The sequence below is a fragment of the Micromonospora sp. NPDC005413 genome, from assembly GCF_040606435.1.
Classification (GTDB): Bacteria; Actinomycetota; Actinomycetes; order Mycobacteriales; family Micromonosporaceae; genus Micromonospora.
Window position 1 is genome coordinate 17,404 of the sequence record NZ_JBEXEV010000049.1, and the last position, 12,271, is coordinate 29,674.

The 12,271-nt window shown below is 72.2% G+C and carries 14 protein-coding genes, 1 pseudogene and 1 riboswitch; of the genes and pseudogenes, 10 read left to right on the plus strand and 5 right to left on the minus strand.

Annotated features, from left to right (window positions below; all coding sequences use genetic code 11):
- The first annotated feature begins 9 nt into the window (after positions 1 to 9).
- The 7 genes from ABZS37_RS30845 to ABZS37_RS30875 all read left to right on the plus strand — a co-directional run bounded on the left by ABZS37_RS30845 (position 10) and on the right by ABZS37_RS30875 (position 4,302).
- On the plus strand, positions 10 to 954 hold the full coding sequence (locus tag ABZS37_RS30845; protein ID WP_355174802.1) for a metal ABC transporter substrate-binding protein: 945 nt from the start codon (positions 10 to 12) through the stop codon (positions 952 to 954).
- Positions 951 to 1,712: an ABC transporter ATP-binding protein gene (locus tag ABZS37_RS30850; protein ID WP_355174804.1), complete on the plus strand. Its 762-nt coding sequence runs from the start codon at positions 951 to 953 to the stop codon at positions 1,710 to 1,712. The genes ABZS37_RS30845 and ABZS37_RS30850 overlap by 4 nt, the downstream gene beginning before the upstream one ends.
- Positions 1,713 to 1,714: 2 nt before the next feature.
- Positions 1,715 to 2,587, plus strand: coding sequence for a metal ABC transporter permease (locus tag ABZS37_RS30855; protein WP_355174806.1), 873 nt, complete (start codon positions 1,715 to 1,717; stop codon positions 2,585 to 2,587).
- A 37-nt stretch (positions 2,588 to 2,624) separates the two neighbouring features.
- The gene (locus ABZS37_RS30860) at positions 2,625 to 2,924 is read left to right on the plus strand and encodes a metalloregulator ArsR/SmtB family transcription factor (RefSeq protein ID WP_355174808.1); all 300 of its coding nucleotides are present in this window, start codon (positions 2,625 to 2,627) and stop codon (positions 2,922 to 2,924) included.
- Positions 2,921 to 3,319, plus strand: a complete 399-nt coding sequence (locus tag ABZS37_RS30865; protein WP_355174810.1) for a Fur family transcriptional regulator — start codon at positions 2,921 to 2,923, stop codon at positions 3,317 to 3,319. Before ABZS37_RS30860 ends, ABZS37_RS30865 begins: the two co-directional genes overlap by 4 nt.
- A 197-nt stretch (positions 3,320 to 3,516) precedes the next feature.
- A complete protein-coding gene (locus ABZS37_RS30870) occupies positions 3,517 to 4,125 on the plus strand; it encodes a hypothetical protein (RefSeq protein WP_355174812.1) in 609 nt (202 codons plus the stop codon).
- Positions 4,126 to 4,134: 9 nt separating this feature from the next.
- Complete coding sequence (locus ABZS37_RS30875) at positions 4,135 to 4,302, plus strand: hypothetical protein (RefSeq protein ID WP_355174814.1); 168 nt, start codon at positions 4,135 to 4,137, stop codon at positions 4,300 to 4,302.
- A gap of 66 nt (positions 4,303 to 4,368) precedes the next feature.
- On the opposite strand, the gene ABZS37_RS30880 is transcribed toward ABZS37_RS30875, so the two are convergent.
- From ABZS37_RS30880 to ABZS37_RS30895, 4 genes are all read right to left on the minus strand, one after another.
- Positions 4,369 to 6,318: an acyl-CoA dehydrogenase family protein gene (locus ABZS37_RS30880; RefSeq protein WP_355174826.1), complete on the minus strand. Its 1,950-nt coding sequence runs from the start codon at positions 6,316 to 6,318 to the stop codon at positions 4,369 to 4,371.
- Between the two features lie 204 nt (positions 6,319 to 6,522).
- On the minus strand, positions 6,523 to 7,023 hold the full coding sequence (locus ABZS37_RS30885; protein WP_355174816.1) for a DUF6328 family protein: 501 nt from the start codon (positions 7,021 to 7,023) through the stop codon (positions 6,523 to 6,525).
- A 125-nt stretch (positions 7,024 to 7,148) separates the two neighbouring features.
- Positions 7,149 to 7,898, minus strand: a complete 750-nt coding sequence (locus tag ABZS37_RS30890) for an SIS domain-containing protein (protein WP_354997428.1) — start codon at positions 7,896 to 7,898, stop codon at positions 7,149 to 7,151.
- Positions 7,899 to 8,072: 174 nt separating this feature from the next.
- On the minus strand, positions 8,073 to 8,903 hold the full coding sequence (locus ABZS37_RS30895) for an alpha/beta fold hydrolase (protein ID WP_354997430.1): 831 nt from the start codon (positions 8,901 to 8,903) through the stop codon (positions 8,073 to 8,075).
- A gap of 107 nt (positions 8,904 to 9,010) precedes the next feature.
- A riboswitch (TPP riboswitch) is annotated at positions 9,011 to 9,115 on the plus strand.
- A gap of 73 nt (positions 9,116 to 9,188) precedes the next feature.
- Between ABZS37_RS30895 and ABZS37_RS30900 the strand changes: the two genes are divergently transcribed.
- From ABZS37_RS30900 to ABZS37_RS30910, 3 genes are all read left to right on the plus strand, one after another.
- On the plus strand, positions 9,189 to 9,782 hold the full coding sequence (locus ABZS37_RS30900; protein WP_355174818.1) for an ECF transporter S component: 594 nt from the start codon (positions 9,189 to 9,191) through the stop codon (positions 9,780 to 9,782).
- A 126-nt stretch (positions 9,783 to 9,908) separates the two neighbouring features.
- Entirely contained in the window at positions 9,909 to 11,348 is a 1,440-nt protein-coding gene (locus tag ABZS37_RS30905) for an ABC transporter ATP-binding protein (RefSeq protein ID WP_355174820.1), read from the plus strand.
- Positions 11,345 to 12,145 carry an energy-coupling factor transporter transmembrane component T gene (locus tag ABZS37_RS30910; RefSeq protein ID WP_355174822.1) on the plus strand — a complete coding sequence of 267 codons (801 nt, stop codon included), beginning with the start codon at positions 11,345 to 11,347 and terminating at the stop codon, positions 12,143 to 12,145. Before ABZS37_RS30905 ends, ABZS37_RS30910 begins: the two co-directional genes overlap by 4 nt.
- Before the next feature lie 31 nt (positions 12,146 to 12,176).
- On the opposite strand, the pseudogene ABZS37_RS30915 reads toward ABZS37_RS30910, so the two are convergent.
- Positions 12,177 to 12,271, minus strand: a pseudogene (locus ABZS37_RS30915) (DedA family protein); the annotation flags it as partial.

Genomic DNA, 12,271 nt, shown 5'->3' on the forward strand with positions numbered 1-12,271 from the left:
GTTGACGACATGACCAACCGCACCACGTCCCGTGTCCTGGCCGCCGCGACCGCCCTCCTCGCCCTGGGCGCCGGGGCCGGCTGCTCCACCGGCAGTGCCGCCGGTGCCGACCCCCAACGGGTCGACGTGGTGGCCGCGTTCTACCCCCTCCAGTTCCTCGCCGAGCGGATCGGCGGCGACGCCGTGCGGGTCACCAACCTCGCCAAGCCCGGTGCGGAGCCGCATGACCTGGAGCTCAGCCCGAGCCAGGTCGGCCAGGTCACCGAGGCGGAGCTGATCGTCTACCTCAAGGGATTCCAGCCGGCGGTGGACGACGCCGTCGAGCAGAACGGCGGCGACCGGACGTTCGACGTGACCAGCGTGCAGCCACTGCTGGACGCGACCGCTGGCGGGCACGACCACGAAGGCGAGGAGGGGCACGCCGAGGAGACGGGCGGCAAGGACCCGCACGTCTGGCTCGACCCGACCCGGCTGGCCGGCATCGGTGACCAGCTCGCCCAGCGGCTCGGCAAGGCCGACCCGGACAACGCCGCCGACTACACCGCCCGTGCCGCGGCGCTGCGCGCCGACCTGACGACCCTGGACGGCGAGTTCAGGAATGGCCTGGCGACCTGCCAGCGGCGGGAGATCGTGACCAGCCACGCCGCGTTCGGCTACCTCGCCGACCGGTACCAGCTCGACCAGGTCGGCATCACCGGGCTGAGCCCGGACGTCGAGCCCTCGCCGCAGCGGCTCGCGCACGTGATCGAGGAGGCGAAGGAGCACCACGCCACCACGATCTTCTTCGAGACCCTGGTCAGCCCGAAGGTCGCCGAGACGATCGCCGGTCAGGTCGGCGCGAAGACCGCGGTCCTGGACCCGATCGAGGGGCTCGCCGCCGGCAGCAACGGGGACTACCTTTCGGTGATGCGTACGAACCTGCAGACCCTGCAGACGGCCTTGAGCTGCTCGTGACCTCACCTGTCATCACCGTCGAGCACGGAATGGTCGGCTACGACGGCCGCCCCGTGCTCCGGGACATCTCGCTCACCGTGACCGCCGGTGAGGTGGTCGCGGTGCTCGGGGCCAACGGCTCCGGCAAGTCCACCCTGATCCGCGCCGTTCTCGGGCTGGTGCCGATCAGCGCCGGCTCGGTCACCCTCTTCGACCGGCCGTTGCGCCGCTTCCGGCAGTGGGAACGCATCGGGTACGTCCCGCAGCGCCTGGGCGCCGGCGGCGGCGTACCGGCCACCGTCCGCGAGGTGGTGGCCTCCGGCCGGCTGGCCCGTCGGGGGGTGTTCCGCCCGCCGGGTCGAGCCGACCGGGCCGCCGTCGACACGGCACTGCGCGCGGTCGGGCTCGCCGACCGGGCCACCGACCCGGTGGCCACGCTCTCCGGCGGCCAACAGCAGCGCACCCTGATCGCCCGCGCACTGGCCGGCGAACCGGAGCTGCTGGTCCTCGACGAGCCCACCGCCGGGGTGGACGCGGCCAGCCAGGAGGCGTTCGCCGGCGCGCTGCGCGACTTCGTCGCCGACGGCGGGACGGTGCTGCTGGTGGCCCACGAGCTGGGCCCGCTGCGACCGGTGATCACCCGGGCGGTCGTCGTCCACGAGGGTGGTATCTGTCACGACGGCGCGGTGCCGGACCCAGCCGGCCATCACGCGGAGCCCGACCACGACCACGTGCACCCGCACGGTCCTGACGAGCCCGCCGGGCTGTGGAGCAACTGAGCATGGAACTCTTCCAGTACCCCTACATGCAGCGTGCCCTGATCGGTGCGCTGGTGATCGGCCTGGCCGCGCCGGCACTCGGCATCTACCTGGTGCAGCGCCGGCTCGCGTTGATCGGCGACGGCGTCGGGCACGTGGCGTTGACCGGCGTCGGGGCCGGCCTGCTGCTCAACCGCTCGCCGGTGCTGGTGGCGGTGATCGCCGCCACCATCGGCGCGATCGCCATCGAGGTGGTCCGTGCCCGTGGGCGTACGTCCGGTGACCTGGCCCTGGCCCTGCTCTTCTACGGCGGCATCGCGGGCGGCGTGCTGCTGGTCGGCCTCTCCGACGCGACCAGCGCGAACCTCAACGCGTACCTGTTCGGGTCGCTGACCACCATCTCGCCCGGCGACCTGACCACCATCGCGGTGCTCGGTGCGGCAATCCTGGTCACCATGATCGCGCTGCGCCCGGCGCTCTTCGCGGTCAGTCACGACGAGGAGTACGCCAGGGTCTCCGGCCTGCCGGTGCGCACGCTGAACCTGCTGATCGCGGTCGCCACCGCGGTCACCGTGACCATCGCGATGCGGGCCGTCGGGGTGCTGCTGATCAGCGCGCTGATGGTGGTGCCGGTCGCCACCGCCCAGCAGGTCACCCGGGGCTTCCGCAGCACGATGACCGCCGCGATGGCGCTCGGGTTCTTCGCCGCCGGCTCCGGTGTCTGGGTGGCGGCTACGGCGGACACCGCGCCGGGTGCCTCGGTGGTGCTGGTGGCGATCGCCTCCTTCCTGGTGGTGGCCGTGGCCGGCGGCGTCTGGCGGACGCTGCGCCGCCGGGCGACACCGACCGCCGCGCCAACACCGGAACCGCACGAGGTCGTGCTGAGTCGATCCTGATCAGCGAGATGTCCGCGGTATTGGTTACCGTTGCAGGATGACCAGCGCCACGGGCTACGACGGGTTCGACGGGGCCAGCGAGTTGCTCCGCGCCCTGTCCGCGCCCATCCGGCTGGCCATCGTCAGCGAGCTGGCCGACGGTGAGCGGTGCGTGCACGAGCTGGTGGACAAGCTCGGCGCCACGCAACCGCTGGTCTCCCAGCACCTGCGGGTGCTGCGGGGTGCGGGCGTGGTGCGGGGTTCCCGCCGAGGTCGGGAGATTGCCTACAGCCTGGTCGACGAGCACGTCGCGCACATCGTGGCGGACGCGGTCAGCCACGCCGGGGAGGGATCATGAGTGAGAGCGGCGCCGCGGTGCGCAACACCCGGCAGCGCTCGGCGGTGAGCGCGCTGCTGGGCGAGATGGAGGGCTTCCACAGCGCCCAGGACCTGCACGCGATGCTGCGGCAGCGGGGCGAGCGGGTCGGCCTGACCACCGTCTACCGCACCCTGCAAGGGCTGGCCGACTCTGGTGAGATCGACGTGATGCGACCGCCGGGCGGCGAGCACCTCTACCGCCGGTGCAGCGAGGGGCACCACCACCACCTGGTCTGCCGGGCCTGCGGGCGCACCGTGGAGGTGGCCGGGCCTGCGGTGGAGAGCTGGGCCGACCGGGTCGCCGCGCAGCACGGCTACGCCGACGTCAGCCACACCCTGGAAATCTTCGGCACCTGCCCGACCTGCGTCCGCTGACACCCGCGCCCCGCCCGCCATCGACCCGGACCACCTTCGTAGATCGTGCTCGATCAAGGATGTAGTGGCCTCCGGATCACGCCGACACCACTACTTCCTCGATCGAGCACGATCTTGCTGCGGCGATGGTCGGTCGCGCCCCCGAGACTCATTTCCACAGCTGCAAGAATCGGGCCGTTCGTGGCACGCTGTCCGGCGTGAAGATCTACGCCGATCGGTTTCCGACCGCCGCCCGCCAGTTGTTCACCGACCTGCTCGTCGTCGCCTGGGTGTACGTCGCGATCCGCGGCGCGCTCTGGCTGCACGACCTGGTGCAGAAGCTCGCCGTACCGGGGCAGAAGTTGGAGGGCGCCGGTAGTGGGCTCGCCGACAACCTGGGCGAGGCCGGCAGCAAGGTCGGCCGGGTGCCACTGGTCGGCGACGAGCTGACCGCGCCCTTCCAGCGGGCCGCCGACGCCGCCCGGTCACTCGCCGACGCCGGCCGTGACCAGCAGCAACTGGTCGACCAACTCGCCCTCGCCCTCGCCATCGCGGTGCTGATCTTCCCACTCGGTCTGGTGCTCTTCGGTTGGCTGCCGCTGCGGGTGCGGTGGGTGCGCCGGGCCTCTTCAGCCGCGAAGCTGGCCGCCGGCCCGGCCGGTCGGGACCTGCTCGCCCTGCGCGCGCTGGCCACCCAGCCACTGGGTCGGTTGACCCGAATCGCTCCGGACGTCGCCGAGGCGTGGCGGCGCGGCGACGACGAGACCGTCGACGCCCTGGCCGCGTTGGAGCTGCGCCAACTCGGCCTGCGCGGGAGGGGCCGCTAAGGTCTTCGGGTGTTCTACTTCCTGATCGTCATCGCCGTCCTGCTGCTCGGCTACGCCGCCGTCCTGGTCTCCTTCGTACGGCGGGGCAAGAAGATCCCGCCTGCGGCGTACCTGGCCCTGGCGGGGCTCAACGGCCTGCTCCTGGCCGCGGTGCTGGCCTGGGCTGTCTCCCGCTGACCGGTGCCATCGACGCCACCGCCCGCGCCGCCCGACGCTGAGTAGCGCCGGCCCGCGCGGGAGCGATCACGGCTTCGGTGGGATGCGGCGGCGGACGTCCTCGGCGGTCGACGGGCCGGGCGACCAGCCGGCCACCCAGGGCAGCTCGTCGGACGGGGTGATGACGCCCTCCTCCAGGCTCGCGTAGCGGCCGGCGAGGATCCGCTTCGCGGCGGCGGTGTCGACCGAGTCGGTGTTGTCCCAGAGGGCGGTGAACAGGGCGTCCACCCGCACCCGCGCCTGCCGGCAGAACAGGTCGGCCAGCTCGACGTTCTCCGGTCGGCTGTCCCGTTCGGCGTAGGCCCGGACACAGACCGCCGACATCGCGAACAACTCGGCGCCGATGTCCACCACCCGACCCAGGAACGCCTGCTTACGCTCCATCTTTCCCTGCCAGCGGGACATCGCGTAGAACGTCGACCGGGCCAGCTTGCGCGACGACCGCTCCACCTGACGCAGGTGCCCGGCCAGCGGCCCGAACTCGGCGTACGCCGAAGGGCGCTGGCCCCGGCCCACAGCGAGGGTGGGCAGCCACTTCGCGTAGAAGGCGCCGGCTCGGGCGCCGGCCCGTGCCTTGCGACCCAGACCCGCCTCCGGGTCGATGATGTCGCCGGCCACCGACAGGTGGGCGTCGACCGCCTCCCGGGCGATCAGCAGATGCATGATCTCGGTGGAGCCCTCGAAGATCCGGTTGATCCGCAGGTCGCGCAGCATCTGCTCGACGGCGGCCGGGCGTTCGCCGCGAGCGGCCAGCGAGTCGGCCGTCTCGTAGCCCCGCCCGCCCCGGATCTGGATAAGCTCGTCGGCGATCTTCCAGGCCATCTCGCTGGCGTACAGCTTGACCAGCGCCGCCTCGATCCGGATGTCGTTGCGGTCGTCGTCGGCGAGCAGGCAGCAGAGGTCGAGCATGGTCTCCATGCCGTACGTGGTGGCGGCGACGAAGGAGAGCTTCTGCGCGACCGCCTCGTGCTCGCCCACCGGACGGCCCCACTGGACCCGGTCGGCGGCCCAGTCCCGGGCCACGTTCAACGCCCACTTGCCGGCGCCCACGCACATTGCCGGCAGCGAGAGCCGGCCGGTGTTCAGCGTGGTCAGGGCGATCTTCAGCCCCTTGCCCTCGCCGCCGATGACGTTCTCGGCGGGCACGAACACGTCGTGGAACCGGGTGAGGCTGTTTTCCAGGCCGCGCAGGCCGATGAACTCGTTGCGCCGCTCCACGGTGATGCCCGCGCTGTCGCCGTCCACCACGAACGCGGTGATTCCACCCCGGCGACCGGCGGTGGCCGGCACCCGGGCCATCACCACCAGCAGGGTGGCCACGATGCCGTTGGTGGCCCAGAGCTTCACCCCGTTGAGCCGGTAGCCGGTGCCGTCCTCGGTCGGCTCGGCGATGGTGGCCAGCCGGGCCGGGTCGGAGCCGACGTCCGGCTCGGTGAGCAGGAACGCGGACACCTCGCCGGCGGCGAGCCGGGGCAGGAAGCGCTGCTTCTGCTCGGCGGTGCCGAACATCTTCAGCGGCTGCGGCACCCCGATCGACTGGTGCGCCGAGAGCAACGCGCCGATGGCCGGGCTGACCGAGCCGGCCAGCATCAGCGCCCGACAGTAGTGCAGGTTGCTCAGCCCGAGCCCGCCGTACTTCCGGTCGATCTTCATGCCGAACGCGCCGAGGTCGGCCAGGCCGTGGAACACCGAGTCCGGAATGGATGCGTCCCGCTCGATGGCCGCGCCGTCCACCTCGGAGGCGAGGAAAGCGCGGAACCGACCAAGGAACTCCTCGGCGCGGGCCACGTCGTCTGGATCGGACCGGGGCCACGGGTTGATCAGGTCAAGCCGGAACCGACCGAGGAACAGCTCCTTGCCGAAGCTGGGTCGGTCCCAGGTGGCCTCGCGAGCGGCCTCGGCGACCTGCCGGGCCTCTTTTTCGGAGACCTGCCCGGCTTCCGCCGGCGACGGGGCCTGTCCGGCCTCCGCCGGCAAGAGGGCCGCGGCGTCGGCGGTGCTGGGCGCGGCTTCGGAGTCGGGGTTGTCCGGTGCCGGTCGGCCGTCCTGCGTCGTGGTCACGGCTGCCCCCTCGAACCTCGGTGCGGCTGCGTCGGCATGCGCCCTCAACGCCACGCTACCCCCGGGTGTTACCCAGGGGTAGCGCTGCGTGAAGATCGAGTTTGTCGATGCCCGGCGTCGTCAGTTGGCGAGAGTCTCCGGGTCGTCGTCCTCGTCGTTGACGTCGTCCTCACCCCAGCTGCGTCGAGCGAACGGCAGGAGCATCCAGAAGGTGAGGAACCAGAGGCCGGTCAGGGCGCTGAGCAGGAAGGCGATCGGCCGGTCCAGCACGAAGTCGGTGATGAGCAGCACCGAGCTGACCATCGCGATCAGCATGAAGGCGAGGCCGCCGGTGGCCATCCGGTGGGCGAACCGCACCAGCTCCGGCTTGCGCCCCTGCCGGAACAGCGCCCGGTGGAACGCCACCGGCGAGATGATCAGTGCCGTGGCGGCGGCCGCGGCGAGCAGCGCAACGATGTAGACATCCCGCTGGAATTCGCTGGTCCTGGTGAACCCGTTGCTGAACGGCAGGGTGAGCAGGAAGGCGAAGAGGATCTGCACGCCGGTTTGTGCGACCCGCAACTCCTGCAACAGGTCGGCGAAGTTGCGCTGCCAGCGCTGCTTCTCGGTCTCCTTGGACACGCGCTACCTCCGGTGAGACGCTACTGCCGGCGGTCCCGCCCGCCGGCAGCAACGCCAATGCCCCACCCCGCCGAGCGCGAAACAAGTTCACGGCATCTCCCCGGCCACCCGCCGGACGGGTCGCCTCAGGAGCCGCGTCGGATCCGACCCGCGTACCGGGCCTCCAGCGCCGCGTTGTGCGCGTCACCGTCCGGGATGTTCGCCGACAGGTAGACCGGCGGTCGCTCCCCCGCCGCCAGCAACCGCGCCACCACCTCCACGGTGACCTGCTGGGCCAGCAGCGCCGCGGTGATCGAGGAGACCGCACCGACGGCACCGCCGCCGGGAAGCGGCAGCGTCGCGTCACCGTACGGGGCGCCGTTGTCGAGCACCACGTCGGCGAGATCGCTCAGCTTGCGCCCGGACGGGTGGCGGGAGGTCATCCGCCCCGAGTGCTGTGCCGAGGTGATCGCCACCAGCCCGTGGCCGCGCTCCTTGACCAGGCTGGCGAACTCCACCATCGCGCCGTTGACCCCGGAGTTCGAGGCGAGCACGAAGACGTCGGTGGGCCGCACCGGGGCCAGCTCGTAGAGGCGGTGCGCGACGGCCGGGTCCCGTTCCAGCATCGGGCCGAGCCGCTCGGCCGGTTCGCCGCCGAGCAGCACCAGGTCGCGTAGCGCGATCCGGTTGGTCGGCACCAGACCGCCCGCCCGGCCGGCGATCTCCATCGCGAGGGCCTCCGAGTGGCCGGTGCCGAAGGCGTGCACCACGCCGTCGGCGCGCACCGCGTCGGCGATCAGGTCGGCAGCCCGTCCCACCGCCTCCCGCTGACTGGCGGCCACCCGGCCGATCGTCTCGGTCACCACGGTCAGGTAGTCCTCGGCACTCACCGTCATGCGTCCTCCGTTGTCCGGTTACGGGCCAGCCAGCGCACCGCGAAGTCGACCGCAGCCCGCTGGCGCATCAATTTGCCGGTCCCAGCGCCAACCGCTGCGCGGCGAGGGAGCGCCGGATGCCCAACCCGCTGGCGTCCGTCGTCACGGTGGCCCTCCCTCGCTGACCTGCACGGCTCAGGCCGTTCCGCCGGCTCGCGCCAGGATCGCCTCGGCGAGCGGGCCGGGCGCCGCGTCCGGGATCCAGTGACTCACCCCGGTCAGCTGCACGAAGCGGTAGTCGCCGGTGACGTTCGCCGCGCACGCCTCGGCGGCGGTCCGGCCGATGGCGACGTCCCGGTCACTCCAGACGTACGTGGTGGGCACCGCGACCGGGCCGACGGCGGCCAGGTCGGCGCGGGACATCGCCCGGTACCAGTTCAGGGCGACAGTGAGCGCCCCCGGCTCGCGCATCGGGTTGGCGTAGCGGTCCACCCGGGACGCGTCGCCCACCCCACCGAGCAGCTTGCGCAGCGCGGTCGCGTTCCAGGCCAGCAGCACCTTCTCCGCCTTGCCCGGCTTGCGGAACAGCGCAATGTACGACGAGCGGGCCTTCTGCTGGCCGTCGGTGGCCAGGGCGTGCGCCATGGCGGCCGGATGCGGCACGGACACCCCGGTCAGCGTGCGGACCCGATCCGGGTGCTGGGCGGCGACTGCCCAGGCCACGATCGCGCCCCAGTCGTGGCCGACCAGGTGCACGGCGTCCAGCCCGAGGGCGTCGAGCACGGCCACCACATCGGCGACCAGCTCGGGGATCCGGTAGTCGGCCACCGCCGTCGGCCGGGCGCCCGGCGAGTATCCGCGCTGGTCCAGCGCGTACGTGCGCAGCCCGCCCGCGTGTAGCGCCGGCACCACGTCGTCCCATTCACCGCTGTGCTGAGGGAAACCGTGCAGCAGCAGGACGGGTACGCCGTCCGCAGGACCGCCGGTTGTTACCTCGAACGTGAAACCTCGCGCGTCGACCCGCATGATCGGAAGCGTACCCAGCCGACGACGAGCCGGTTGCTCCCCGCAGGTCAGGCGGATGCCCTCCTGGGCCAGCAGCCCGGTCGGTGTTAGCGTCAGCGAGACAACTTCATATCCGACAGGGGAGCGCACAGCGCTGAGAGTGCGGGCACGCCCGCAGACCCTCGAACCTGATCTGGGTAATGCCAGCGCAGGGAGTTCGGTCGACCTCCAGCCGCGCCGCAGTCCGGTGCCACCGGACGCGGCGTGCGTCTTCTCCTGGTTCGCACTCAGAACTGGGAGTAACACATGAAATCCACCACCGACACCAACCGTTGGCGCACCATCGACATCGTGGTCGCCTCGGTGATCGCGGTCGCCTTCGGCGTCATCTTCTGGGCCTGGGGCCTGATCTGGAGTGCCACCGAGGGTGCGTTCGCCTTCTTCCCGCCGGCGCAGACGCTGCTCTACGGCGTCTGGCTGATGCCGGCCGTGATCGGCGGTCTGGTCATCCGCAAGCCCGGCGCCGCGCTCTACTGCGAGACGGTGGCCGCGGTCCTCTCCGCGCTGCTGGGCAGCCAGTGGGCCGGCACGGTGATCCCGCAGGGCATCGTGCAGGGCATCGGCGCCGAGCTGGCGTTCGCCGCCTTCCGGTACCGGTCGTTCCGCCTGCCGACCGCAGTGCTGGCCGGCGCGTTGACCGGTCTCAGCGCCGCGTTGTTCGACTTCTTCATCTGGAACGTCGACTACGCGCTGACCGACTACCGCATCCCGTACGCGCTGCTCACCATCGTCAGCGCCACCGTGATCGCCGGTGCCGGCGGCTGGTTGCTGACCCAGGCCCTGGCCAAAACCGGCGTCCTGGACCGCTTCCCGGTAGCCCGGGACCGCGCCCTGATCTGACCCACCTGGCCGCGTTGATCAAGAGGTTTGCGTCAACGAGAAGCGATTTTCTGACGCAAACCTCTTGATCACCGGACGGTGGGTGGCCGGCGGGGACCTGGTGGGGCGGGAGGGGGGTGGGGGTTGGTGGGCGGGGTACTGCTGCGGGGATTTGGGTGGCGGCACGCTGGGCGGCGCGCCTGGGCGGTGCGCGGGGTTGATCTGCGGGTCGAGGCTGGGGAGCGGGTTCTGCTGCTCGGGCCTTCGGGGGCCGGCAAGAGCACCCTGCTCAGCGCGCTGGCCGGGCTGCTTCCCGAGGACTCCGGCGAGCAGGAGGGCACCGTCGAGATCGACGGGCTCGACCCGCGCAAGGGGCGCGAACGGGTCGGCATCGTCTTCCAGGACCCGGAAACCCAACTGGTGATGGCCCGCTGCGGCGACGACGTCGCGTTCGGGCTGGAGAACCGGGGCGTTCCGGCCGACGAGATCTGGCCACGGGTGGACGAGGCACTGCACCGGGTCGGCTTCCCGTACTCCCGGGACCGCAACACCGCCGCGCTCTCCGGCGGCGAGCAGCAACGCCTCGCCCTGGCCGGCGCGCTGGCCCTGCGCCCTGGCCTGTTGCTGCTCGACGAGCCGACCGCCAATCTCGACCCCGCCGGTGCCGACCTCGTCCGGCAGGCGGTGGCCAGCGCGCTGGACGCCGACACCACGCTGATCCTCGTCGAGCACCGGGTCGCCGAGGCACTACCGCTGGTCGACCGGGTGGTCGTCCTGGACCCCGGCGGCGGGGTCCGAGCGGACGGTACGCCAGCGGCGGTCTTCGCCGCACACGGTGCCACCCTGGCCGCCGAGGGCGTGTGGGTGCCCGGTCACCCGGTCGCGCCCCGGCCAGCCACCTCCGCTCCCGGAGAACTCCTGCTCACCGCCGACCGGCTCGGCCTGCCGCCCCGGCTGGGCTCCACCGACCTGGGGGTACGCGCCGGCGAGGCACTCGCCGTACGCGGACCCAACGGCGCGGGCAAGTCCACCCTGGCGTTGCTGCTCGGCGGCCTCCTCCGCCCGGGCACCGGACGCGTCACCGCGTCCGCCGAGCTGGCCGGGCCGGATCACCGCACTCCCCCGCACCGCTGGCGAGCGCCCGCGCTGGCCCGGCGGATCGGGTCGGTCTTCCAGGATCCGGAGCACCAGTTCGTCACCAGCACCGTCTTCGACGAGCTGGCGCTCGGCCCGCGCCGGACCGGTCAGCCCGAGGCGGCCGTCAAGGAGACCGTGGCCGGGCTGCTGGAGCGGCTGCGACTGACCCGCCTCGCCGCTGCCAACCCGTACACCCTCTCCGGTGGTGAGGCGCGGCGGCTGAGCGTCGCGACCGCCCTGGCCACGGCGCCCCGCCTGCTGATCTGCGACGAACCCACCTTCGGCCAGGACCGGCGGACCTGGCGGGAGTTGGTCGACCTCTTCGCCGACCTGCGCGACGCCGGGCACGGCGTGGTCGCGGTCACCCACGACGCGGATTTCGTCGCGGCGCTCGCCGACCGCACCGTCACCCTGCAACGAACCGTGACCGACCCGGACGGCACCCGATGATCAGCATTGAGCCGATCGCCGCGCCCGACGCGCCGTTGGCCCGTCGTAACCCCGTGGCGAAGGTCGCCGCCGCGCTGGTCTTCTCGTTCACCCTGCTGGCCACCCTCGACCCGGTGGCCCCGGCGATCGCCATCGCACTCGAACTCGCCGTGCTGCCGCTGTTCGGCATCCGCTACCGGGTGCTGGCCCGGCGGGCCTGGCCGCTGCTGCTCAGCGCCGCCGGCATCCTGGTCACCCTGGTGCTCTTCGCCGCCGACCGGTCCGGCCGGGTCCTGCTGGACGTGGGGCCGGTGCTGGTGAGCACCGGCGTGCTGCTCACCGCGCTCGGCCTGGTGCTGCGGGTGTTCGCGGTGGCCCTGCCCGGTGTGATCGTCTTCGCGACCACCGACCCCACCGACCTGGCCGACGCGTTGATCCAGAACGTGAAGGCGCCGGCCCGGTTCGCCATCGGGGCACTGGCCGCGTTCCGTCTGGTGCCGCTGCTCGGTCAGGAATGGCAGATGATCAGCATGGCCCGGCGGGCGCGGGGCGTCGACGCGGGACACAACCCGGTGGCGAAGCTGCGGCTGTTCGCCTCCACCGCGTTCGCGCTGCTGGTCGGAGCGATCCGCCGGGGCACCCGGCTGGCCGTCGCGATGGACGCGCGCGGCTTCGACGGCGACACGCCTCGGACCGTGGCCCGCCGCCAGCGCTTCGACCGCGCCGACGGGCTGCTCATCGCCGGGGCGGTCGCCCTGGCCGGCGCCGCCCTGACAACAAGCGTGCTACTCGGCACCTTCCGCCCCCTGATCAGCTAACGCCCGCCCACCCGGCGCCCCGCCGCGAACCGTCGCGTTCGAAGGCCAACCCGCCGAAATAACCGAGCAGCCCGCAGTACAGCGCCCAGGTGATCGCCCCGATGCTGTCGTACAGGAGGAACGCCC

What these genes read in the sequence shown, in the direction of transcription:
- ABZS37_RS30845 (WP_355174802.1), top strand. Translation starts at nt 10, where the DNA reads ATGACCAACCGCACCACGTCCCGTGTCCTGGCCGCCGCGACCGCCCTC.
- ABZS37_RS30855 (WP_355174806.1), top strand. Translation starts at nt 1,715, where the DNA reads ATGGAACTCTTCCAGTACCCCTACATGCAGCGTGCCCTGATCGGTGCG.
- ABZS37_RS30860 (WP_355174808.1), top strand. Translation starts at nt 2,625, where the DNA reads ATGACCAGCGCCACGGGCTACGACGGGTTCGACGGGGCCAGCGAGTTG.
- ABZS37_RS30865 (WP_355174810.1), top strand. Translation starts at nt 2,921, where the DNA reads ATGAGTGAGAGCGGCGCCGCGGTGCGCAACACCCGGCAGCGCTCGGCG.
- ABZS37_RS30890 (WP_354997428.1), bottom strand. Translation starts at nt 7,898, where the DNA reads ATGACGGTGAGTGCCGAGGACTACCTGACCGTGGTGACCGAGACGATC.
- ABZS37_RS30895 (WP_354997430.1), bottom strand. Translation starts at nt 8,903, where the DNA reads ATGCGGGTCGACGCGCGAGGTTTCACGTTCGAGGTAACAACCGGCGGT.
- ABZS37_RS30900 (WP_355174818.1), top strand. Translation starts at nt 9,189, where the DNA reads ATGAAATCCACCACCGACACCAACCGTTGGCGCACCATCGACATCGTG.
- ABZS37_RS30910 (WP_355174822.1), top strand. Translation starts at nt 11,345, where the DNA reads ATGATCAGCATTGAGCCGATCGCCGCGCCCGACGCGCCGTTGGCCCGT.